The organism is Faecalibacter rhinopitheci (assembly GCF_015234135.1).
Taxonomy (GTDB): domain Bacteria; phylum Bacteroidota; class Bacteroidia; order Flavobacteriales; family Weeksellaceae; genus Empedobacter; species Empedobacter rhinopitheci.
Window position 1 is genome coordinate 322951 of the sequence record NZ_JADGIK010000002.1, and the last position, 25606, is coordinate 348556.

21 protein-coding genes are annotated in these 25606 nt (G+C 31.4%); 10 read left to right on the top strand and 11 right to left on the bottom strand.

Annotation, left to right across the window (positions count from 1 at the left end; translation table 11 throughout):
* Window positions 1-8 precede the first annotated feature (8 nt).
* From IM532_RS04310 to IM532_RS04320, 3 genes are all read right to left on the bottom strand, one after another.
* On the bottom strand, window positions 9-1163 hold the full coding sequence (locus IM532_RS04310; RefSeq protein ID WP_194182200.1) for an arginase family protein: 1155 nt from the start codon (window positions 1161-1163) through the stop codon (window positions 9-11).
* Window positions 1163-3700: a type I DNA topoisomerase gene (topA, locus tag IM532_RS04315; RefSeq protein ID WP_194182201.1), complete on the bottom strand. Its 2538-nt coding sequence runs from the start codon at window positions 3698-3700 to the stop codon at window positions 1163-1165. Before topA ends, IM532_RS04310 begins: the two co-directional genes overlap by 1 nt.
* A gap of 88 nt (window positions 3701-3788) precedes the next feature.
* On the bottom strand, window positions 3789-4610 hold the full coding sequence (locus tag IM532_RS04320) for a hypothetical protein (protein WP_194182202.1): 822 nt from the start codon (window positions 4608-4610) through the stop codon (window positions 3789-3791).
* 119 nt (window positions 4611-4729) lie between these two features.
* Here IM532_RS04320 and miaB point away from each other — a divergent pair, with 119 nt between their 5' ends.
* The 10 genes from miaB to mqo all read left to right on the top strand — a co-directional run bounded on the left by miaB (window position 4730) and on the right by mqo (window position 16410).
* Complete coding sequence (gene miaB / locus IM532_RS04325) at window positions 4730-6175, top strand: tRNA (N6-isopentenyl adenosine(37)-C2)-methylthiotransferase MiaB (RefSeq protein WP_194182203.1); 1446 nt, start codon at window positions 4730-4732, stop codon at window positions 6173-6175.
* Between the two features lie 69 nt (window positions 6176-6244).
* Complete coding sequence (locus IM532_RS04330; protein ID WP_194182204.1) at window positions 6245-7510, top strand: sigma-54 interaction domain-containing protein; 1266 nt, start codon at window positions 6245-6247, stop codon at window positions 7508-7510.
* A gap of 2 nt (window positions 7511-7512) precedes the next feature.
* Window positions 7513-8034 carry an LptE family protein gene (locus IM532_RS04335; RefSeq protein ID WP_194182205.1) on the top strand — a complete coding sequence of 174 codons (522 nt, stop codon included), beginning with the start codon at window positions 7513-7515 and terminating at the stop codon, window positions 8032-8034.
* Between the two features lie 21 nt (window positions 8035-8055).
* Window positions 8056-9492, top strand: a complete 1437-nt coding sequence (locus IM532_RS04340) for a hypothetical protein (protein WP_194182206.1) — start codon at window positions 8056-8058, stop codon at window positions 9490-9492.
* Window positions 9493-9495: 3 nt separating this feature from the next.
* Window positions 9496-9849: a preprotein translocase subunit SecG gene (secG, locus tag IM532_RS04345; protein WP_194182207.1), complete on the top strand. Its 354-nt coding sequence runs from the start codon at window positions 9496-9498 to the stop codon at window positions 9847-9849.
* 127 nt (window positions 9850-9976) lie between these two features.
* Window positions 9977-10366, top strand: coding sequence for a hypothetical protein (locus IM532_RS04350; RefSeq protein ID WP_194182208.1), 390 nt, complete (start codon window positions 9977-9979; stop codon window positions 10364-10366).
* A gap of 6 nt (window positions 10367-10372) precedes the next feature.
* Window positions 10373-12625 carry a zinc-dependent metalloprotease gene (locus tag IM532_RS04355; RefSeq protein ID WP_194182209.1) on the top strand — a complete coding sequence of 751 codons (2253 nt, stop codon included), beginning with the start codon at window positions 10373-10375 and terminating at the stop codon, window positions 12623-12625.
* 162 nt (window positions 12626-12787) lie between these two features.
* Window positions 12788-13066, top strand: coding sequence for a co-chaperone GroES (locus IM532_RS04360; protein WP_194182210.1), 279 nt, complete (start codon window positions 12788-12790; stop codon window positions 13064-13066).
* 34 nt (window positions 13067-13100) lie between these two features.
* Entirely contained in the window at window positions 13101-14729 is a 1629-nt protein-coding gene (groL, locus tag IM532_RS04365; RefSeq protein ID WP_194182211.1) for a chaperonin GroEL, read from the top strand.
* Window positions 14730-14931: 202 nt separating this feature from the next.
* Entirely contained in the window at window positions 14932-16410 is a 1479-nt protein-coding gene (gene mqo, locus IM532_RS04370) for a malate dehydrogenase (quinone) (protein WP_194182344.1), read from the top strand.
* An 80-nt stretch (window positions 16411-16490) separates the two neighbouring features.
* On the opposite strand, the gene IM532_RS04375 is transcribed toward mqo, so the two are convergent.
* The 8 genes from IM532_RS04375 to IM532_RS04410 form a co-directional block, all read right to left on the bottom strand.
* Window positions 16491-17042 (bottom strand): septal ring lytic transglycosylase RlpA family protein, encoded by a 552-nt coding sequence (locus IM532_RS04375; protein ID WP_194182212.1) that lies wholly within the window; start codon window positions 17040-17042, stop codon window positions 16491-16493.
* 319 nt (window positions 17043-17361) lie between these two features.
* Complete coding sequence (locus tag IM532_RS04380; protein WP_194182213.1) at window positions 17362-17811, bottom strand: GatB/YqeY domain-containing protein; 450 nt, start codon at window positions 17809-17811, stop codon at window positions 17362-17364.
* 89 nt (window positions 17812-17900) lie between these two features.
* The gene (ftsZ, locus tag IM532_RS04385) at window positions 17901-19721 is read right to left on the bottom strand and encodes a cell division protein FtsZ (RefSeq protein ID WP_449533639.1); all 1821 of its coding nucleotides are present in this window, start codon (window positions 19719-19721) and stop codon (window positions 17901-17903) included.
* 36 nt (window positions 19722-19757) lie between these two features.
* Complete coding sequence (ftsA, locus tag IM532_RS04390) at window positions 19758-21248, bottom strand: cell division protein FtsA (protein WP_194182214.1); 1491 nt, start codon at window positions 21246-21248, stop codon at window positions 19758-19760.
* Window positions 21238-21951 (bottom strand): cell division protein FtsQ/DivIB, encoded by a 714-nt coding sequence (locus IM532_RS04395; RefSeq protein ID WP_228063652.1) that lies wholly within the window; start codon window positions 21949-21951, stop codon window positions 21238-21240. The genes ftsA and IM532_RS04395 overlap by 11 nt, the downstream gene beginning before the upstream one ends.
* Window positions 21952-21964: 13 nt before the next feature.
* The gene (murC, locus tag IM532_RS04400; RefSeq protein ID WP_194182216.1) at window positions 21965-23308 is read right to left on the bottom strand and encodes a UDP-N-acetylmuramate--L-alanine ligase; all 1344 of its coding nucleotides are present in this window, start codon (window positions 23306-23308) and stop codon (window positions 21965-21967) included.
* Window position 23309: 1 nt separating this feature from the next.
* Window positions 23310-24410 carry an undecaprenyldiphospho-muramoylpentapeptide beta-N-acetylglucosaminyltransferase gene (gene murG, locus IM532_RS04405; RefSeq protein ID WP_194182217.1) on the bottom strand — a complete coding sequence of 367 codons (1101 nt, stop codon included), beginning with the start codon at window positions 24408-24410 and terminating at the stop codon, window positions 23310-23312.
* On the bottom strand, window positions 24388-25596 hold the full coding sequence (locus IM532_RS04410; protein WP_194182218.1) for an FtsW/RodA/SpoVE family cell cycle protein: 1209 nt from the start codon (window positions 25594-25596) through the stop codon (window positions 24388-24390). Before IM532_RS04410 ends, murG begins: the two co-directional genes overlap by 23 nt.
* Window positions 25597-25606 lie beyond the last annotated feature (10 nt).

Genomic DNA, 25606 nt, shown 5'->3' on the forward strand with positions numbered 1-25606 from the left:
AATTAAATTTAATAAAACTTTTTAAAATACTTCCACCACTTGTCTGGAATTTCTCCCTCCAAAGCCTTAGTGTAATCTTTTTTAGAGCATGGTATTAAGCATTTAATACCGTCTTCTCCTTCAGTTTTTATCTCAATCCACCACTGATCTGAGTGGCGATTATAATAGAATATAAAAATATGTATATCACTTGGAACAAAAAATTTATCAAAATATTGTTCATCATCAAAACTTTTTATTTCTGGACGATGATTTTTACCATCTACAACATACCATAAAATTTGACTTAACAATAAATGATCTACTTTTTTATATTTTTCAATATAATTCGCAATATATATAGAACTTAAAACGTTACTTGAACCAATATATTTTGCTACTCCACAAATTTCTCTTGAATTAAATCCATTTGGAGAAAAATCTTGAGTGGATTGAAAATAATTATATTCTATAGAATTTAGATTAATCATTCCTGCATTTGCCTCTCTAGTCAAAGGCTCCACCTCTTTGATAGATGCTGAAATTTCCCCTAAACGTAACGCATCAAAATTTAATTGATCAAGTAAATCTAACTCTTCTTGGGCTGTAAAATACGTTTGATAACCAATATTAGAAAAACCCAAAAGGTTGAGCGGTTGTGAAGTTATTATTTTTGTTAGAAAATTATCATTATTCGGATAATGAATTTCATTTCCAAATCTTAATTTTTCATCTACTGTAAAGTAATTAATATTTTTAAAAATTTCATCATATGCCCGGTATTGATAATAGGCCATACTTGGACTTCCTCCCAGTATTATTACAAAATATTTTTGTTTTAATAAATCTTTTAAAACTTTTGTAAATATTTCGCCAGAAGTATTTTTATACCCATCAGGAATCAAATCTCCAAAATCATACATTGGTATATACCAATTTCCTTTATTAAGCTCATAAAATGAACGACGAACTAAATCAAAGTATAATTCATCTAATTCATCAGTAGTTTTTGAGCGATTTTCTTGGACACCTATAAACGCAATTTTATTAAAAATAACTTCAGAAGAATTATCTAATAAAGTGTTTTTTTCAAAGGATAAAGATGCCCCTAAACAAAAAGAATTACAAGACTTCGCGAAGTCTTGTAATTCTTTAGAAACAGGTTTTAAATAATCTGTAAACATTATTTCTTTTTCGTCACTTTTTTTGTTGTAGTGGCTGCTTTTTTTGTTGTAGTTTTCTTCGCTGGAGATTTTTTAGCTGCTGTTTTTTTAACTGGCGTATGATCTGCAATTATCTTTTCTACTTCTTCCAATGTTAAAGCTTCAACATTAGTTTCCTTAGATAATTCGACTTTAATTTTGCCACTGATTAAATTATAGCGACCCCAACGAGCTTTTTCTAAACGAATCTCTTGTTCTGACCATTCGCGTACCACACGTTCTGATTCCTTTCGTTTTTTATCTTCAATTAATTCAATAATATCCGATTGCGATAAGTTATCAAAATCATATTTTTTAGAAACGTTGATAAACCATTCGTTCCATTTGATAAACGGCCCGAAACGTCCTTTTCCTTTTGTAACATCATGCCCTTCATATTGAGCAATTGGTGCATCTGCTTTTAATTTTTCTTCAATTAATTCTACAGCTTGCTCAAAAGATAAATCTAAAGGTTCAATTTCTTTGGGAACTGAAATAAATTTATCATCAAACTTTACATAAGGACCAAAACGACCATTATTTACCTCAACTTGAAAACCATTATATTCTCCTAAAGTTTTAGGCAATTCAAATAATTTTAAAGCTTCTTCTAATGTTATGTTATGGATAGATTGATGCTTTTGTAAACTTGCAAAACGCTTATCTTCATCTTCGGCATCACCAATCTGAATCATTGGCCCAAATCGACCAATACGAGCATGCACTGTACGACCTGAAACTGGATCAATACCCAAATCACGTTCACCAGAAGCACGTTCAGCATTTTCTTGTACATCTAGTACGATTGTATGGAATTTCTGATAGAACTCGTCAATCATCTTTGTCCATTCAATTTTACCTGCTGCAATATTATCAAAACTAGATTCTACACGTGCAGTAAAATCATAATTCATTACATTTTTAAAATAATCTACTAAGAAATCATTCACAACAATTCCTATATCCGTAGGCATTAATTTACGACGATCTGCTCCATAAATTTCGGTAGCAACTGCCGTATTAATTTCATTATTTTTTAATTGTAATGTGTTGTATTTTCTTTCATGACCATCTAATTCACTTACTTCAACATATCCACGATTTTGAATTGTAGAAATTGTTGGTGCATAAGTAGAAGGACGCCCAATTCCTAATTCCTCTAATTTCTTCACTAAAGATGCTTCCGTATATCGTGCAGCAGCTCTTGTAAAACGTTCGGTTCCGTTGATAGAATTTACATTTAAATCTTCACCAACTGTAACTTTAGGAAGTAATACTTTATCATCATCAATTTCTTCATCATCCATTGACTCCTGATAAACTTTTAAGAATCCATCAAAAACAATTACTTCTCCTTTTGCTTGAAAAATATATGCATTTTTTTCATTTTCAATATCAATGATTGTTCGTTCAAGTTCAGCATTTGCCATTTGAGAGGCAACTGTACGCTTCCAGATCAATTCATATAATTTTCTCATCGAATCATCTGCATTTATTGTATGATTCTCGAAATGAGTAGGACGAATTGCTTCGTGCGCTTCTTGAGCTGAAGAATTTTTGTTAGCATATTTTCTTATTTCAACATATTTATTACCATATGCTGATTCTATTTCTGCTTTTACAGCAGATAACGCATCATCAGATAAATTTACACTATCTGTTCTCATGTACGTAATATGTCCAGATTCATACAATTGCTGTGCAACACGCATTGTTCTAGAAACTGACATTCCTAATTTTCGAGATGCTTCTTGTTGTAAAGTTGAAGTGGTAAATGGAGCTGAAGGTGTACGTTTTGCCGGTTTTTTCTGTAAATCTTTTACAGTAAAAGTCGCATTAATACACGTTTGTAAAAAAGCTTGAGCTTCTTCTAACGTTTCAAAGTCTTTGGTTAATACAGCTTTTAAGTTTTTACTTTCTGAGGTTGAAAATAAAGCAACAAACTTGTAAGCTGAAGTTGGTACAAAGTTTTGGATTTCCTTTTCACGTTCTACAATTAAACGAACAGATACAGATTGTACACGTCCTGCAGAAAGTCCTGGTTTTACCTTTTTCCATAAAATTGGAGACATTTCAAAACCTACTAATCGATCTAATATACGACGAGCTTGTTGCGCATCAACTAAATTAATATCAATTTCGCGAGGATTTTCAACCGCTTTTAAAATTGCTTTCTTAGTAATTTCGTTAAAAACGATACGTTTAGTGTCTTTATTTTCTAAATCTAAAACATTATACAAATGCCAAGAAATAGCCTCTCCTTCCCGGTCCTCATCGGATGCTAACCAAACTGTATTTGCTTTACTCGAAAGTTTTTTTAATTTTTCAACAACTTCTTTTTTATCAGGAGTTACTTCATATACTGGTTTGTAATCATTTTCGATCTCAATCCCCATTCCCTTTTTAGGAAGATCCACAACATGACCAAAACTAGACTCCACAATAAAGTCTTTACCTAAAAATCCTTGGATAGTTTTAGCTTTCGCAGGGGACTCAACAATTACGAGATTCTTTGACATAAGATATGCTTAATATTTGTGCAAAATTATAAACAAAAAAATGAAGCAGCCAAAAATCATTTGATACTGCTTCATTTTTTTTTGATTTTTACGAGTTCATGTAAGGATTATCTTTATATATATCCGTTCCAATCTCATCTATTTCAGTATGGTTATCCGGGAAACCAACAATTTCTTTATAAAATGAATAAATTAATACATATACAAAAGGAACTGCTGCAATTAATCCTACGCAACATAACAATAGTCCAACGATTAAAACTCCAATTATTGACAATAGTAATAAAATAAAAGAACCTAAATCCTTAAATCCAAGCTTAACTCCATAGTTTAATGCTTGTTTTATATCTGCATCTGCGAATATTATCAATGGAACAACTAATAATGTTACCGCATAAATTATAAATCCTGGAATTATGCATAGAATAATACCAATCATTGAAATTATACTTATTATTAATGAAGCAAGGAATATATTTAAAAATTTTCCGTCTCTATAATGGATAAAAATATCTGAAATTTCAACATTTTTATAATTATCAAACTTATAAGCCATCGTAAAAATACTATATAATATAGGATATAAAGCTGCTGTGATTAAATTATTAACAATACTATATATGTAGCTTGTATTTTGACTATACTGTGTCAATAAATCTCGTAAAGCTTCATTATCTCCTCCCTGAATTGTATCCATTACTTCATTATAATCCATCGCTGCTACAGGAAATAATAATCCAATAACACTAGATATAATCATTGAAGCTATAAAATATACTACAAACGCTAGTATTGCATATCCTGCGATACCTTTAAATATATCACTTGCTTTTCCAAAAACGGAATTAAAACTTGTTTTATAACCAGTTACAAGTAATTCATTAATTTTACTTTCTACGTTTTGTTTCATTTTATATTATTTTAGATAGTGATAAATCTACAAAATTGTTAAGAAAATGCAAAAGAAAATTTTACTGCCAATATGTCACCATGTTTTTGTATTTTTGCCGAATAATCATTTTGAACAGAATGCACACAGAAGAAAAACATATAGACGAAACTAGACAAGGCGAAGCATTATTAACTTTACCTACGAGAAATGCAACTAAGAAATTATTTTTAGAATCATATGGTTGCCAAATGAATTTTTCAGATAGCGAAATTGTTGCTTCAATTTTAAATGAAGAAGGTTACCAAACTACAAATAAAGTAGATGAGGCCGATTTAATCTTATTAAATACTTGTTCAATTCGTGAAAAAGCTGAACAAACAGTTCGTAAACGCTTAGCAACTTTAAATACTTTTAAAAAACAAAAACCATCTCTAAAAATTGGAGTTTTGGGATGTATGGCTGAACGTTTAAAACATAAATTCTTAGAAGAAGAACATTTAGTTGACATCGTTGTAGGACCAGATGCATACCGTGATTTACCTAATTTATTGAATGAAGTAGAAGATGGTCGCGATGCAATCAATGTACAATTATCAAAAGAAGAAACATACGCAGAAATATCTCCTGTTCGCTTAGGTGGAAATGGAGTTACAGCCTTTGTTACAATTACTCGCGGATGTGATAATATGTGTACGTTTTGTGTAGTTCCTTTTACTCGTGGACGTGAGCGTTCTCGTGATCCTCATTCAATTTTAAATGAGTGTAAAGAATTAGCAGAAGCTGGATATAAAGAAATTACTTTATTAGGTCAAAATGTTGATTCATACTTATGGTTTGGAGGAGGGCCTAAAAAAGATTTTAAAAACGCTACAGAAATTCAAAAAGCTACTGCTGTAGATTTTGGACAGTTGTTAGATATGGTAGCTACACAATTCCCAGGAATCAGATTACGCTTTTCTACATCTAACCCACAGGATATGCACGATAACGTATTAGAAATGATGGCTAAACATGACAACATTTGTAAATACATTCACTTACCAGTACAATCAGGATCTACAACGGTTTTAGAACGTATGAATCGTCAACATACAAGAGAAGAATATTTTGAGCTAATCGATAAAATTCGTCGTATTGTTCCGGAATGTGCATTATCTCATGATATGATTGCCGGATTCTGTGGAGAAACAGAAGAAGAACATCAAGATACGCTATCGTTAATGGAGCATGTAAAATATGATTTTGGGTATATGTTTGCTTATTCAGAGCGTCCAGGTACACCTGCACATAAAAAAATGCCCGATGATGTAGCACCAGAAGATAAAAAACGTCGTTTACAAGAAATTATCGAAATGCAGCAAAAACATTCTGCAATACGTATGAATTCTTATGTTGGAAAAGTACACGAAGTATTAATCGAAGGAAATTCTAAACGTGATGAAAACTTTTGGTACGGACGTAACTCACAAAATGCAGTATTAGTTTTCCCTAAAATGGAAGGAACTAAAGTGGGTGATTTTGTACATGTAAAAGCTAATAGCTGTACAACTGCCACAATAATTGGTGAAATGGTAAGTGAGTAAATATTAAAGTAGATTTCTGATCAATAAAATAATCAACTTTAATTAATTTCTAACTCAAAAACTTATACTATGGATTCCTTACAAACCATTAAACAACGATTTGGAATAATAGGAAATAATACAAACTTGAATCGCGCTTTAGAAAAGGCGATTCAAGTTGCCCCTACAGATATATCTGTATTAGTTATTGGTGAAAGTGGTGTTGGAAAAGAATTTGTTCCAAAAATTATTCATAACCAATCCCACCGAAAACACAATGCATATATTGCTGTAAACTGTGGAGCAATCCCTGAAGGTACAATAGATTCTGAATTATTTGGACATGAGAAAGGTGCTTTTACAGGTGCAACTCAGACACGTAAAGGATATTTCGAAGTAGCCGATGGTGGAACAATCTTCTTAGATGAAGTTGGCGAATTACCTTTATCTACACAAGTACGCTTACTACGTATTTTAGAATCAGGAGAATTTATGAAAGTTGGTTCTTCTGAAATTCAAAAAACTAATGTAAGGGTTGTAGCAGCTACTAATGTAAAATTGAAAGAAGCAATCGAGAAAGGAAAATTTAGAGAAGATTTATACTATCGATTAAATACTATACAGATTGACCTTCCTCCATTACGCGATCGCAAAGAAGATATTAATTTGTTATTTAGAAAATTTGCTTCAGACTTTGCTTCAAAATACAGAATGCCGCATATCGAATTGTCGCCAGAAGCTGCAAACTATATCGCGAATTATCCTTGGCCAGGAAATATTAGACAACTAAGAAATTTTGCAGAACAAGTTTCTGTTGTTGAAAAAGAGCGTGTAATTTCTCATGAAAAAATCACACAATTATTGCCTTTAAGCAACATGATGCCAACTGTTACAAAAAATGCAGATGGAACTAAAACTGATTTCATGGAACGCGAACTTTTATTTAAAGTTTTACTGGACATGAAAAAAGACTTGAATGATTTACGTGCTTTAACTCTTGATTTAATTAAGACAAAAGATGTAAATGATTTTAATGGTAATACTCAAGAATTAATTCAGCGCGTGTACAATGAAAAACCTGCTGAAGAATCAACAACTTTACCTAGCGTTAATATTTTCAGACAAGAGCAGACTCCTACTCCTCCTACATTTTCACAACCTACATACGACTATTCGGATGATGTGTACGATGTAAGCCCAATAGAAGAGCCTGAATCTCTTTCGTTACAAGAAAATGAACGAGAAATGATTAAATTAGCGTTAGAAAAACATCGTGGTAAACGAAAATTAGCCGCAGATGAATTAGGTATTTCTGAAAGAACATTATACCGAAAAATTAAACAATACCATTTATAATCATGCGTTATATAACTTATTTACTGGTTTCTATTTTTACGCTTTTCACATTTTGTGGTTGCGGATCATTTTCAGGAAATTACTCATTATCTGGATCTTCAATTGATCCAAGTTGGAAAACTATCTACATTGCGCCATTTCCTAATTATGCGCAATTACAAAACCCATCTTTGAGCCAAGATCTTAATCTTACTTTGCAAGATGTTTTTAGAAATAGAACAAAATTAAATTTATCGGGTACAGATGATTCAGACCTAATTATAGAAGGCGAAATCACGGGTTACGAAGTAATGCCAATGTCTATTCAGTCCAATGATATTGCAGCAGAAAATAGATTAACGGTTACGGTAAAAGTAAAATATATTAATAATATTGACGAGACAAAAAGTTTTGATCGTACTTTTTCAGCTTATGAAAATTTTCCCGGATCACAACTATTATCAGATGTAGAGCCTACTATTTTACCTAATATTATTGACTTAATACGAGATCAAGTTTTTGCTTCAATAGCAATGGATTGGTAAAAAAATAATTTATATTTGAGCATGACAAGAATAGAATATCTAATAAATAATCCTACAGAGGTTGAAATTAATGACCTTGATTTATTAAATATGGAAATTGAAAAATATCCATATTTCTATTCTTTACGTGCCATTAAATTATTTGCATTAAAAAAAAGTAACGATTTATCTTACGAAGATTATTTACCCTCTACTGCCATTTATAGTAGCAATAGGAGAGATTTGTATAATTTCATTAATTCTTCTCAAAAAATAACTGTTCAGCAAGAATTTCAAAATCTAGATATTGAGAAAGAAAATAAAATAGAAAATTTTATTCTTGCTGATAAAATTGAGATACCAATTGATCATACCAATCCTCAAGAGGTAGAAAACTTAGATTCTATTGATGAAAAAATAATTGAAAATGTAGATAGCATCCAAATAAAGGACGAAAATTTAGATAATACTATTCAAGAACAAATAGAAACTATAAACTATATTGAGGATAATACCGTTAAAAATTCTATTATAGAAAACGGGATTGAAGAATCTTTAGAAAATAATTCAGAACAAATAACTGAGATTTTAGATTTTACTGAGGAAAATACAACTGAAAATTTTATTATGGACGAAAGATTGGAGACATCGATCGAAGATAACGATGAAATTTTTGAAAATTCAATTACAGTAGCTCAAGAATTTATAAAAAATAATGACGAAATTTCAAATGCCGTGAAAGAAACACTTGAGATGGGCCAAGAAATTATTCATGATAAAATTGAACAAGTAAATTTAATTGCTCGATCATTGGATAATAATTCTATCACCTCATCAGAGTCAAAAAATGTTTTTAGCCATACTATTTTCCAAATTCAAAATATGTATGATAAAGTAAGAAATTCTCCTTTGACAGAGGAATTGGAATCAAATATTGAGAATTTAGGAGAAACGGTGTCTAATAATATAATATATGAAACTATTATTCCTGAGATTGAAGCAATTATCCAACCAGCAGTTATTGCTGAAGAAAATACTTCAGTAAATGTTTTTAATGAACAACCTCTACCAAATGAGGTTGAAATTGAAGCTTTTCCTTTAGAACATAAAGAAGTAATTGAAAATAAAAACTCTTTTTCTTTTAATGAATGGTTAAAATTTCCCTCTACAATAGATGTCGATACACCAACAGAAAAAGATTTAAAATTTCAAATCATTGATGATTTCTTAGAAAAAAATCCTAAAATAAAACCTTTAAAGAAGCAGGAAATTCCAGAATCTAAAGCTGAAGTTAAAGATATAAAACAAACAGATTTTTCTGATTTAATGACAGAAACATTGGCCCAAATATATATTGAGCAAAAACAATATGAGAAAGCCGTCAAAGCTTATAAAATATTAAGTTTGAAATATCCAGAAAAATATAGTTTATTTGCAAATCAAATTAAAGAAATAGAAAATTTAAAAAACTCTAAATAAAAAATGGGAACATTTCAATTTTTCATGGTAGTCATCATGATCCTATCTGTTTTATTAACATTAGTTGTTTTATCTCAAAATCCTAAAGGAGGAGGTTTGTCATCAACTTTTGGTGGTAGTGGTGGTAGCCAAATGTTTGGAGTACAACGTACAAATAACTTTTTAGACCGTACAACTTGGGGATTATTTATTGCAATAATTATTTTAGTTGTCGGAGCAAATGTTATGCAACCAAATCCTAATGCTATTAAGATAAAGGCACCAAAAAAATCTGTTGAATTACCTACTGGTAACCAAGCAATGCCTACAGGGAATGAAACTGCACCAGCACAAATTCCTACTACACCAGCAAAATAAAAAAGTTAATAATTTATTTACAATACACTTAAAAGCGAATCTTAAATTAAGATTCGCTTTTTTTGTTATTTAATTTTATTCCCTAAAAATTTTGTTTAAATTTAAATATATTTAACACTATATAGGAATGAAAAAATTACTAACATTAATTACACTTGGGTGCCTTTCTAGTTGCTATACACAAAAAACTGTGGAAGTAATTGATCAATCCTATACTAATAAAGGTTGTACAGAAGAAATTAAAGTTTATACAAATTTTGAGGCGTACGATGAATTTCAGAGAAGTCTAGTTATACCAGGCCAAAGAAATAAACCGCTACAAATAATTGATTTTTCAGATAAAAACATTGCTGTCATTTGTAAAGAAAACATTGATCAGTATGATATTTCTAAACTTGAATTATTCAGAAATAATAAACTAAAATTACACAAGGTTAAAGAAGTATATGATAATTCTATTAACATATTTGTAGTTGAACTTCCTAAAGAAATTAATCATTTAACACTAGAATATTAAAAATTTATGAAATCAAAATTTATTATCTTATCACTACTTCTTAGTGGGAGTTCTATTTTTGCACAAAAAAATTATTGGCAAGAAATTAAAAACAAGAGCTTCAAACCAACTAATCTTGTAGAACGTAGTTCAGTTCCTCAGGAACATAAAATATTTAATCTTGACGTAGCTAATCTTACAAACGAATTAGAAAATATTTCTAACAAAGGAGGAAATCAAACACGCTTAGTTAACATCCCAAATGGTGATGGAAAAATCATTAAGTATCAAGTTCAGGAAGCTTCAGTTATGGCTCCTGGATTACAAGAAAAATACAATATGATTAAGTCATACTCTGGGGTTTCTGTTGATGGAAAATCTACTATTCGTTTTAGTATCTCTCCATACCACGGATTAAGCGCAATGATTTATCAAAAAGATAATGTATCATACATAGATGCTTATACAGAAGATTTAAATACTTACATTTCATATAATAGAAAGAGTGTAGATAATACTCTTGATTTTGTTTGTGATACAGACGATATACACCAAAGAAATATACTTGACCAAATACCTACAGATGTTGAAAACAACAGAACTGCAGTTGATGGGAAAATGAGAAAGTATCGTTTGGCATTAGCTTCAACAATTGAATATTCAAGATATCATATTAATAGAGCTAATTTAAGTAATGGTACAGATGAAGAAAAAACTGCTGCTGTATTATCTGCTATGAATGTGGCAATGACTAGAGTAAATGGTGTTTACGAAAAAGAATTTGGTGTAACAATGGAGTTAATTGAGAATAATGATAAAATTATTTTCATAACAACTGACGAATACAGCAATAGCAATGGTTCTGCCATGTTAAGAGAGAACCAAACTGTACTTGATAGAGAAATTGGTACTAACAATTACGATATTGGACACGTTTTTTCTACTGGTGGTGGTGGTGTTGCTTACCTGAGAAGCCCTTGTAGTAATATAAAAGCAGGAGGTGTAACTGGTTTAACTGCTCCAATTAACGATGTATTTTATATCGATTTTGTTGCACATGAAATGGGACATCAATTTGGTGCAACACATACATTCAATAATTCATGTTCAAGTAATAGATCAAATGCAACAGCTGTAGAACCAGGTAGTGGTAGTACAATTATGGCATATGCCGGTATTTGCGCTCCTAACGTACAAAACAACAGTGACCCTTATTTTGCATCAGTAAGTGTTAATAATATTTATTCATTCGTAACTTCTAATGCTGGTCAATGTTCTTTAAACACAGATAGTGGAAATAACGAACCTGTAATTGTATTAGATAAACTGAATCACAACATTCCACATTCAACAGCTTTCAAGTTAGAAGCTACAGCAACTGATCAAGATGGTGATGCTTTAACATACAATTGGGAACAAATTGATACTCAAATCGCTACTCAACCTCCAGTTTCTACAAATACAGGTGGACCAACATTTAGATCATTAAACCCTAAAACAGATGGCGTTAGATATTTCCCTAATATGCAATCTATCCTTGCAGATAAATTAACAACAACTAGTAATTCAGCACCTATAAATTGGGAAGTTTTACCAAGTGTAGCTCGTAAATTAAGCTTTTCATTATTGGTAAGAGATAATAATCCTATTGGAGGTCAAACAGATCGTAAAAATGTTATCGTTAATGTAAAAGAAGTTGGACCATTTAAGGTTACTTCTCAAGAAGCATCAGAAACATGGAATGCAGGATCTGAAGCTACTATTACTTGGGATGTTGCTGGAACTACAGAAAATGGAATCGATACATCAGATGTTAAAATCTTATTATCATTAGATGGAGGACAAACATGGGAATACACTTTAGTAGAGTCTACACCAAATAATGGTTCTTATACATTTAATGTACCTTACGGAATAGGAGAAACAACAAATGCACGTTTAATGATTCAACCTATCGATAATATTTATTTAGCAGTTAATAAAACTAACTTCACAATTGATAGTCCATTAGCTGTAGGTGATTTAGATAAATTAGAAGCTATTACAATTACTCCAAACCCTACACAAGGTGAAGTAAATATCCAATTGAATAAAAACTTTAGTAATGTAATTGTTTATGTAAATGATATGACAGGAAAACAAGTTTACAACAATACATCTTCTAAATTTAACAATAATACTCACAAATTATCTTTAGGACACTTACCTAACGGTGTTTATGTAGTTACTGTAAAAGCAGATGGTGAACAATTCACTAAAAAATTAATTATCAAAAAGTAATTAAATTTCATCAATAAGTTATTAAAATGTCAGGTTGTCAGCAACCTGGCATTTTTATTTCCTATACTTTTTCAAAATGTCAGAAAATTAGCAATGGCATACTTTTCGAGTGAATAAATACCAAACAAACATTACTTAATTATTTATAAAAAAATAAAAGATATGGCAGAATTAAACATTAAACCATTAGCGGATAGAGTGGTTATTGAACCAGCTCCAGCAGAAACTAAAACTGCATCAGGAATAATTATCCCAGATTCAGCAAAAGAAAAACCACAAGAAGGTATTGTAGTAGCTGTAGGTAATGGAAAAAAAGATGAACCAATGACAGTTACTGTAGGAGATAAAGTTCTTTATGGAAAATATTCTGGTACAGAATTAAAGTTAGAAGGAAAAGACTACTTAATCATGCGCGAAGCTGATATTTTAGCAATCATCTAATTAATTGTTTAATCATATTAAAAAATAAACCAAAATGGCAAAAAGTATTAAATTCGATATTGAATCAAGAGACGCTTTAAAAAGAGGTGTTGATGCATTAGCTAATGCAGTTAAAGTAACATTAGGACCAAAAGGACGTAATGTAGTTTTAGAAAAATCTTTCGGAGCTCCACACGTTACAAAAGATGGTGTTTCTGTAGCTAGAGAAATTGAATTAGAAGATCCTATCGAGAATTTAGGTGCTCAAATGGTAAAAGAAGTTGCTTCTAAAACAAATGATGTAGCAGGTGACGGAACAACTACAGCTACAGTTTTAGCTCAAGCTATCGTTCGTGAAGGTTTAAAAAACGTTGCTGCGGGAGCAAATCCAATGGATTTAAAACGTGGTATTGATAAAGCGGTTATTGCAATCGTTGAAAACTTAAGAGAGCAATCTGAAGAAGTTGGTGATTCATCAGAAAAAATTAAACAAGTTGCTTCTATTTCTGCTAACAATGATGAAACTATCGGAACTTTAATTTCTGAAGCTTTTGCAAAAGTTGGGAAAGAAGGGGTAATTACAGTTGAAGAAGCGAAAGGTACAGAAACATATGTTGATGTTGTAGAAGGAATGCAATTTGATCGCGGATTCCAATCTCCATATTTTGTAACTAATGCTGATAAAATGGTTGCGGAATTAGAAAATCCTTACATTTTATTATGCGAGAAAAAAATCTCTAACTTACAAGAAATTTTACCATTATTAGAGCCAGTTGCTCAATCTGGACGTCCATTCTTAATTATTTCTGAAGAAGTTGAAGGTCAAGCTTTAGCTACTTTAGTAGTTAACAGATTAAGAGGATCTTTAAAAATTGCAGCTGTTAAAGCTCCAGGATTCGGTGATCGCCGTAAAGCAATGTTAGAAGATATTGCTATCTTAACAGGTGGGACAGTTATTTCTGAAGAACAAGGAATTACTTTAGAAACTGCTACTTTAGAAATGTTAGGTACTGCAGAAAGAGTAGTTATCGATAAAGATAATACTACAATTGTAAACGGTGCTGGTGACCAAGAACAAATCAAAAACAGAGTTAACCAAATCAAAGCTCAAGTAGAAACTACTACTTCTGATTATGATCGTGAGAAATTACAAGAGCGTTTAGCTAAATTAGCTGGTGGTGTCGCTGTTCTTTACGTTGGTGCTGCTTCTGAAGTTGAAATGAAAGAAATCAAAGATCGTGTAGACGATGCTTTACACGCTACTCGTGCTGCAGTAGAAGAAGGTATTGTTGCTGGTGGTGGTGTTGCTTTTGTAAGAGCATTAACTACTTTATCTGAAATTGATACTAAAAATGCTGATGAAGCTACAGGTGTACAAATCGTAAAACGTGCAGTAGAAGAACCATTACGCCAAATTGTACATAATGCAGGTGGTGAAGGTTCTGTTGTAGTTGCAAAAGTAAAAGAAGGAACAGGTGACTTCGGATACAACGCAAAAACAGACGAATATGTAAACATGATTGAAGCTGGAGTTATAGATCCAACTAAAGTGGCTCGTGTTGCATTAGAAAACGCTGCATCTGTTGCAGGTATGCTAATTACAACAGAAGCTGTTGTTACAGAAATTAAAAAAGATGAACCAGCAATGCCTCCTATGGGTGGAGGAATGCCAGGTATGATGTAATCATCATCTCATCAAAATATATAAACAAAGCCATCCGTTAATACGGATGGCTTTTATCTTTTAAATCAAATTTTTATATTAAAAAAATCATTCTTGCAATACAACTACCGTTCAACGTAATAGATGTAAAAAATCATTGTTTTTTCTACAGATAATTTAGTCAAAGAGGCTATTTATTAATAACTTTGTAGTAAATTTAGAAATCAAGATGGAAAAACAACCACAAGAGGTAGTCTTAATTGGTGCAGGAATCATGAGTGCTACTTTAAGTATTCTTCTAAAAAAATTAAATCCTAGTATAAAGATATCAGTTTTCGAAAAATTAGATAAAATCGGTTTCGAAAGTTCAGAAGCGTTTAACAATGCAGGTACTGGGCACTCTGCTTTTTGTGAATTAAATTATACTCCACAAGGAAAAGATGGTAATGTTGATATCACTAAAGCTATAAATATTGCTAAGCAATTCGAGACTTCTAAAGAATTCTGGACTTATTTAGTAGAAAATAACTATATCTCATCTCCAGAAAATTTTCTACGTAAAACTCCACATATGAGTTTTGTTTGGGGAGAAGATGATGTGAACTTCTTAAGAAAAAGACATGCTGCTATGTCTAAGCATCCTTTATTTAAAGATATGCTATATTCTGAAGATTTCGAACAAATTAAAAAATGGGCCCCATTAATTGTTACTGGTCGCCAAGCAGGAGAGAAAGTTGCAGCAACTTATATGGATATCGGAACGGATATTAATTTTGGTGAACTTACTCGCGAAATTTTCAAAAGTTTACAACAAAAAGGAGAAATTACTTTAGAAACTTCTCATGAAGTAAAAGACTTAACTCGTTTATCAAATGGTAAATGGGCGGTTAAAGTAAAAGATCTAAAATCTGGTAACAACAAAGCAATTAATGCTGATTTTGTATTTATCGGAGCTGGTGGTGGAGCTATTTTATCATTACAAAAATCTGGAATTCCAGAAGGTAAAAAATTTGGTGGTTTCCCTGTTGGTGGACAATGGCTGATTTGTCAAAATGAAGAAGTTATTAATAGTCACTTTGCTAAAGTTTATGGAAAAGCTAAAATTGGTGCACCACCAATGTCCGTTCCTCATTTAGACACTCGTGTAATTAATGGAAAAAAATCTTTATTATTCGGACCATTTGCTGTTTTCTCAACTAAATTTCTAAAAGAAGGTTCTAATCTTGATTTATTTAAATCTGTAAATTTAGGAAACGTTGGTTTTTTAATGAGCTGTGGTTTAAATAATATGGATTTAACAAAATACTTAATTGAGCAAGTAATGTTATCTAAAGCTCAAAAAGTTGAATCTTTAAAAGAGTATTTACCAGAGGCACGATTAGAAGATTGGTTTGAACAAACTGCAGGACAACGTGTACAGGTTATTGAAGAACAAACTGGAAAAGGTGTTTTAAAATTTGGAACTGAAATTGTTTCATCAGCTGATGGATCTATTGCAGCCTTATTAGGTGCATCTCCAGGAGCTTCTACATCTGTAAGTGCAATGATCAATGTTTTAACGAAATGTTTCCCTGAGTTAATGAATAACGAGTGGAAAAAAGAAATTAAAAATATGATTCCAATATTTGGAGAAGATTTTAATAATGCTGAATTAATTGCAAACAGTAGAGCCAAGACTAACTCAGTTTTAAAGATTAAATAATAACTGTTTTTTTATATAAAATAAAGGGATAAACATTGAATGTTTATCCCTTTTAATTTTTTCCAAATGTTAGATAGTTTTTAATCCTCAGATTCTAAAACCTCATACTTAACTTGCATTACTCCTGAATTGGTGTGCCCAATTTCACTAAAAGCAGCTTGACTAAGATCTAACACTCTAGATTTAACAAATGGTCCTCTGTCGTTAATTTCAACGACCACCGATTTACCATTTCTAATATTCGTAACTTTTACTTTTGTCCCGAAAGGTAAAGTTTTGTGTGCAGCAGTCAACTCATTTTTATCATAAGCCTCACCACTTGCTGTTTTTCTTCCATGGAATTTGTCACCATACCAAGAAACCACACCTGAAGAAGCAGAAGCTATAGCAGCTTTCTCTAAAATTTCTTCAATTTCTTTTTCGTCTTTAATTGATAACTTATTTTCTTTAACAGAATCTCCATTTACAGAGTCGTCATCAATTTGATTGTTAAATCTTTCATTAAAGCTTGGCACGATAGTAGATTCTTGATCAATAGCATCGGCTGTTGCTCCCCTTAAAATTTTACCATCAGCATTTGCTATTGGAAAAATCATTAACATCGTTACCAATGCTAAGATATTTTTACTCATCCTTTAGATATTTCTGATTACGTTGCAAATTTAAGGAGTATATGACCTTATTATTTAGAATAATTCTAATAAGGCATTTTAATGTATAATTATTCGCTCTAAAGGCAACTATAGTAGGGATTAAGAGCAATTGTTAAAAAAATGTTAAAAATAATGGGTTTTGGTAATTTTTTTGGGAAAAAATATAATATTTTTTATAAATAGCTGATTTTTAATATTTTATATTATTTATACTCTTTATTTTTTTGGATAAAAAAAAAGCTAAAACATTGATTATCTTAGCTTTTTATTTTATCGGGTCATTTTGAGATAGTATAGCTTAATTATTTAATAGCTTTTTTACTTTTTCTGAGATTAATTTCCCTTCCGCTTTACCTGCTAATTTTGCAGAAGCTGCTCCCATTACTTTTCCCATATCTTTCGGTGAAGTTGCACCAACTTCTGCGATGATTTCTTTAATTATAACTTCTAATTCTTCCGCTGACAATTGCTTTGGTAAGAATTGTAAGATAACTTCAGCTTGTGCTAATTCCTTTTCCTCTAACTCTGTTCTACCATTAGCTTTAAATTGTTCAGCAGCTTCTTTTCTTTGTTTAATTAATTTTTGTAATAAAGCAATTTCCTGTGCTTCTGAAAAATCTTCAGCCGAACCAGAAGTTTTAGCTAATAATAATTCTGATTTAACTGCGCGTAAAGCTTCTAATGCAATTGTATTTTTAGCTTTCATTGCCTCTTTTAATTGAGACATAATTTCTACTTCTAAACTCATTGAATAAATTTTAAATCAAATTTACAACAAAAAAAGCTCCAAATTCTACAATTTGGAGCTTTATATAATAAGAATATTGTGACGATTAATTAATCTACATTATCATGTAAAAAATTATTAGGTCTAATTTGTGGTTCTTTATTGTTATTAGATCCTAAAGATAAATCAGAAGATGAATTAGTTGAACGATCTGTTAGCTGAACTCCTTGTCTTTGGTAAGCCGGAATTGCCTCAAACTCATCAACTTGTTGATTAGTTAATTGTGAATTAAATTTAAAATTAAATTGACGTAAACGATTTCTACGATCTTCTATAGTTTGATCTAATGCACTATCAATAGACTGGTCAAGAATTGGGTCAACTGTATGCTCTAATACTTCTACTGTTCTTATTGTTTCTGCTGCTGTACTTTGTGTTTGTATAGCAGGTAATTCATTAATATTAAAAACTTGAGAATTAGAGTTTTGAGTATTGTTGAATATATTTTGATTCTGATTAGTCGAATTACTAAATGAATTTAAACTAGGATGTGATTGTTGCCCTTGATTTTGTTCTACTACTGCAGATGGTGAAGGAGAAGTACTTTTCAACCGAGGCTCAAAATCATCATAATTTTTTGATTCATTTAATGAGATTGGTTCATCATCATCTGTTAAAGTATATCTAGTTTGCCCTCCTTGTACCTGAGGTTGCCCAAAAGCTTGCTGATTAAAAGAATTTTTAGGCGTTTCAGGTTCTTTTGGTGGAGTTGGTCTATAACTTGGAGGAGTTTGCGGTTGATTTTGAGCCGCATTTCTACCAAAATTTAGAGATATTGGATTTACTTTAGTAGGAATTGGATTATCTAATGATAACGATTTATTTATTGGTTGCTCGTCATTCAGCGTATGTACTACTCTAACTTCTTCCTTACCCGTATACTCTTGTTCGTCTGCAGGAAAACCTGTAGCTACAATTGTTACACTAATTGCATCACCTAATTCTAATTCTTCACCAATACCCATAATAATATTAGCTGAATTTCCAGCCTCATTTTGGATATGATCATTGATGATACCAATTTCGTCCATTGTAATTTCATTGTTACCAGATAATAACAATAATAAAACATTTTTAGCTCCTGTGATTTTGTTATTATTTAATAACGGTGAATCTAAAGCGGCTGTAATAGCTTCTTTTGCTTTGTTTTCTCCAGTTGCCTGAGCAGATCCCATGATAGCCGTTCCAGAATTTGCTAAAACTGTACGAGCATCACGTAAATCTATATTCATTGCATAGTGTTGTGTAATAACCTCTGCAATACCTTTAGCAGCAGTTGTTAACACCTCATCTGCTTTTGAAAATCCACTTTTGAAACCTAAGTTACCATACAATTCACGTAACTTATCGTTATTAATTACAATTAATGAATCAACATTTTTTCTTAGCTTTTCTATTCCTTTTTCAGCTTGTTCTAACCTCATTCTACCTTCAAAATAGAATGGCGCTGTAACAATACCTACTGTAAGAATTCCTAATTCTTTTGCTATACCTGCTATAACTGGCGCGGCACCTGTTCCGGTTCCACCTCCCATACCAGCAGTTACAAAGACCATTTTTGTACCAACGTCTAAAACAGCTCTTACTTCCTCTACACTTTCTAAAGCTGCTTGTTCACCAACTTCAGGATTTGCTCCTGCTCCTAAACCTTCTGTAATCGCTTGTCCTAATTGAATTTTTGTAGGTACTGGACTATTTGCTAATGCTTGTGCATCTGTATTACTAATTACAAAATCTACTCCAGCGATTCCTTGTTCATACATGTAATTTACAGCATTGCTTCCTCCTCCACCTACACCAATCACTTTGATCGCTAATGATCGGCTTTTTGGTAGATCAAACACTATATCTCCTGTTAACATTTCACTCATATTCTTACTATTTAGTAGGTCAAAATTGTATATTTTTTACTCAGTTTCATTTATCATCTGAATGAACTTATCAGTCCATTTAGAAAAGAAATTTGGTTTTTTTGGGCCTCTTTTTATTTCAGTGTCCTTATCTTTTGGCTCTCCTACAGTTCCATCTATAATTGTATCATAATTTGAAGTTGAAACCTTTACTTCTGTTTTTACTTCTTTGATAGGTTCAGATGAGTCTGCTACTATTTCTGTAATTGCATTTTCTATTTGTGTACCCGTGTCCTTAGTTGCAGAAACTACCGGCGTAGGTTCTATTATAGGTTTATTTAAAGTATCTTTCAAAGGTTCATAAAAACCATCTCTAACTTCTTCGTCAGCTTCTTCTAAACCTTTCATTAATAAACCAACAGATGTCGCATATTCAGGACCGCTTATTTCGTCAGCTTTGCTTCCTACGATATGTTCATTAGAATATCCTATACGAACATCCATTCCTGTTACATATTCTGTTAGCTGACGTATATGTTTTAATTTAGATCCACCACCTGTAAGTACTATACCTGCGATTAATTTTTTCTTATGATCTTCACAACCATAATTTTTAAGGTCTAAATATACTTGTTCTAGTATTTCTTGTACTCTTGCATGTATAATCTGAGACAATCTTTTTAAAGAAATTTCTTTTGCTTCTCTTCCTTTTAATCCAGGTATTGAAACAATTTCTGATTCCTTATTTTCTCCTGGCCATGCAGATCCGAAACGTTGTTTTAATAATTCTGCTTGTTTACCGATAATAGAACAACCTGTTTTTATATCATCAGAAATCACATTTCCGCCGAAAGGTATTACAGATGTATGCTTAATGATATTATCTTTAAATATTGCAATATCTGTTGTTCCACCTCCTATATCAATTAGAGCTACACCTGCTTCCTTTTCTTCCATACTTAATGCAGCACTTGAAGATGCGATGGGCTCCAAGGAAATAGAAGCTAGATTTAACCCTGCTTTTTTTACACAATGTGCTATATTTCTAATTGATGAAATTTGACCAACTACAACATGAAAGTTAGCTTCTAGGCGACTACCATACATACCTATAGGCTCTACAATCCCATCTTCATTATCAACTTTAAATTCTTGAGGAAGAACATGAATTATTTCTTCACCTGGTAACATCACAAGTTTATGTACTTGTTTTGTTAATTTTTTAAGATCATTTTCATCAATAACCTCTTCAGAGTTATCTCTAGTAATATAATCACTATGTTGTAAACTACGTATATGTTGTCCAGCAATTCCAACAGTTACTTCAGTTATTTTAACACCTGATGATTGCTCTGCCTTTTCAATAGCTTCGCGAATAGAATTAATAGTTTGAGTAATATTATTTACTACACCTCTATGCACTCCTAAACTCTTCGCTTGTCCAAAACCAAGAATCTCTATTTTACCGTTTTCATTTTTTCTTCCTACTAAGGCGACAATTTTAGTAGTTCCAATATCTAGACCTACTGCAATTTTATTATTCATCATGTATGGTTCTTTTGGTTGCTACAACTTGGTTTACAAATTTCAGACTTAATTTTTCATATTGATCAGTACCTACAAAATTGATGTATTGATCATAAAATAACTTTAGATTATGTAATTTTTTTTCAAAATTATTCAAAGTTCCGAATTCTATATAAAAATTTCCTCTATTTACTATTAAATTATAGGATCTCTTACCTATTTTTTCAATTCCGATAATATGATTTTTAAATAATTCATCATTTTGTAAAGTTTGAACGAATTTACTTAAATCTTCATATTCATTTTCCTGTACGTCCCCACTTACTAATAAAACAAGTGCTGAGTTCAGTTTTGATAAAGGCATTTTATATCCTTTTTCAGATAGATAAAATTCTCCTTTAGGAGTATTCACTCTTACAATAGGAATACTTGTTTTTATATCAAAATGTATTATTCCTTTGACATCTTTACTTACTTGAACTGAATCTACATAGGGACTTTTCGCCACCTTATCCTCAATTTTTTTAATATCAAGCTCGTTCAAAGTCAAAGACATAATATCTTTATCTTCTTTACTTGCAATTTCTTTGATGATACTATCATTCAAGAAATAATTTGAATTTGAGGCATGAAATTTTACATCAACCTCTTTTACTGGTCGCGTTGCGTTTTGGATTATTGAAAAACTCACTAAAAACGCGAGAACAATAAACCCTAGTATCATTAATATGATTTCTTTACGCTTCACCTTTTAACCATTCTTTTATTGGTTTAACTATTGTATCAATATTTCCTGCTCCTACAGTTAATAAAATATCAAATTCTTTACTTTTTATTGCTTCTAAAGATTTCTCTAATGAATATACAGATTTTTCAGTTAAATTAACAAATTCTGATAACCATTTTGATGTAATTCCTTCAATTGGCAATTCTCTTGCAGGATAAATATCTAAAAGTATTAATTCATCCAAAGCTGATAAACTTTGGCCAAACTCTTCAGCGAAATCTCTTGTTCGTGTAAATAAATGAGGCTGGAAAACACCTAATATTTTTTTATTAGGATATAATTCTCTTAAAGATTTTATAACAGCATCTAACTCAGTTGGATGATGTGCATAATCATCTATATAAATCTTACCTTTAGCTTCAAATCGATTAAAACGACGTTTAACTCCAATAAATGTAGCTAATGCTTCATGAATTTTTTCACTAGATACTCCCAGATAATCAGCAACTGCTATAGCAGCCACTGCATTCTCCATGTTATGTCTTCCTGGAAGCTGAAACTTTATATCAACTAACATTCCATTTGGTGTCTCAACATCAAAAATATAGTATCCATCTTGTATTCTCACATTTATGGCATTATAATCCGCATCTTCATTAACACCATAAGTATTTGCATTAGAAAAACTTAAACCTTTTCTTACAAATAATTTTTCTTCAACAATAGATGCAAATTCTTGAAAAGATTTTTTTACCTCTTCTCGTTCTCCATAAATATCTAAATGATCTGCATCATCTGATGTGATAATAGCAACTTTTGGTGATAATTTTAGGAAAGAACGATCAAATTCATCTGCTTCTGCAACAGTATATTTTGAACCATTCAAAATCATATTTGATTGGTAATTTTCTGCTATTCCTCCTAAAAATGCCGTAGATTCAAGATCTGCTACTTTAAGTATATGACCTAAGATAGAAGAAGTTGTCGTTTTACCGTGCGTACCTGCTACACCTATTCCGTATGTATTTTTAGTAATTTCTCCTAAAACTTCAGAACGTTTTAAAACATCAAAATTTTGATCAAAAAAGTAATTTAATTCTTGGTGATTTTTTGGAATCGCAGGAGTATAAATTACTAATGTATTTTCTTGGTTAATATCTGATGGAATTGACTTGACATCATCATTAAAATGAATATCAATACCTTCTTTAATTAATTGATTTGTTAATTCTGTAGGCGTTTTGTCATACCCTAATACACTTTTCCCCATTGAATTGAAGTAGCGTTCTAAAGCACTCATCCCAATTCCTCCGGCACCTATAAAATAATAATATTTTTTGTCTAAAATTCCCATTTTATAATAAATTCAATAATATATCTACAATTTCTTGTGTAGCATTTGGCTTTCCGAATGCTTTAATATTATTTGATAATTTAATTTTTAATTCTTCATCATTTGCTAAAGCAACAACTTCTTTTACCAATTGTTCTTTTGCATCCGCATCTTTTACTAAAATTGCTGCATTTTTTTCTACCAATGCCATTGCATTCTTAGTTTGGTGGTCTTCAGCTGCTGAAGGCAGAGGAAGTAGAATTGTAGGTTTCCCTATAATACTAAGCTCCGAAATTGCCATAGCACCAGCTCTAGAAACAATACAATCAGATGCTGCATAAGCATCTTTCATATTATAAATAAATTCAGTAATATGTATTGTTGGATATTTATCTCCTACTAATTCTTTGATTTTAGGAAAATCTAATTTTCCTGTTTGCCAAATTAATTGAACACCACTTGCAATTAATTGATCCAAATCCTCTAACCATGCATTATTCATTGCACGTGAGCCTTGACTACCACCTACAGATAATATTGTTGGTTTTGTAGCATCTAAATGAAAGGATTTTATTGCTTCTTCTTTTGACGGAAGATTTTGAAAAATCTCAGTTCTAATTGGATTTCCTGTATAATGTACTTTTTCTATAGGAAATTGTTCAATTCCTTCATAAGCCGTACAAATTGCAGCAGCTTTATTTTTTAAAATTTTGTTTGTAACTCCAGGAAAAGAATTTTGTTCTTGTAATAAATATGGAACATTATTATTTCCTGCGACCCACAACATTGGTCCACTTGCGTATCCGCCTGTTCCAACAGCTAAATCTGGTTTAAACTCATTATAAATTTTTTTCGCAAGTGATATACTTTTTATCACTTTGAAAGGAAATTTAAAATTTGCTTTCATATTACTACGATCAAAACCTGCAATAGGTAAACCTTTTATGTCATATCCAGCTTTTGGCACCTTCTCCATCTCCATCTTGCTATCTGCACCTACAAATAAAATCTCGGCGTTTGGTAAACGTTTTCTGATTTCGTCTGCAATGGCAATTGCTGGATAGATATGTCCACCAGTTCCTCCGCCAGAAATTAAAACCTTAGGCGATGTCTTCGATGTCATTTCCACTATATCTTTTTCTTTCGATTTCTAATTCTTCTGGGGTTTTAATTTGAGTACTTACACTCAAAATAATACCAAATGAAACGCATGTCATCCACATGGCCGTTCCACCATAACTTATCATTGGTAAGGGTTGTCCTGTAACTGGAATTAAATTAACGGCTACAGCCATATTAATCATTGCCTGAAATATTATAGGAATTCCTACTGCAAATACTAATAATGTTCCAAAAACTGTATGAATTTTTGAAGCAATTACACAAATTCTAAATAAAATTATTAAGAAAGTAGCAACCAGTAAAATTGCACCTACAGCGCCATACTCTTCTACGATAATTGCAAAAATAAAATCAGAAGAAGACTGAGGTAAGGTTTGTTTGAATACACTTTTACCTGGACCTGCCATTTCTGTTATACCTCGTGCAATTGCTGCTTTTGCATGTAATACTTGGTAAGATTCTAAAGTTGTTTGACTTTCATCACTAAAAAATTTTTCTATACGCGACACCCATGTATGTACACGTGTATTTCCCATTTTATCAGAAAATGTTAAAGCTGCCCAAATAAAAGTTCCTCCCAACGCTAAACCAATAGCTCCTATTATTGAAAGGTATTTTATTGGAAATCCTCCAATAAACAAAAGTGCCCCACACATTAATGCTAACATTAATGCGGTAGATCCATTAGATGGAAAAATTAATCCTATTGTAATTAACATTGGTAACATTAACTGCACTATAACAACATTTACATCATACTCTTTATCTCTATTTTTAGTTAGAAATCGAGCTATGTAAATTAATAATGCTTGCGATGCTATTGTAGAAGGTTGAATTCCTACACCAATCCCAGGTAACATTATCCATCGAGATGCATTTGCTCCGCCGATAGATTCTCCTTGAACTAAGGTGAATACTAATAGTACTGCAAGGACGACTACACCTGTTAATGCAAATATCCCGAAATATCTATAATCTAATTTTTGTATAAAATAAATAATTAAAATTCCCACAAATAAAAAGCCAGCATGTTTCATTAAATGAGAAAACACCGTTCCTGTTCCTACTGTATAAACTAAGTTAGAACTTGCAGAATATACCGGTAAGAAAGAGAATATAGCCAATACTAATATGAATGACCATAGTGGTTTATCTCCTTTAAAATATCTCTGTATTAATGTTGCCATTTATAATTTT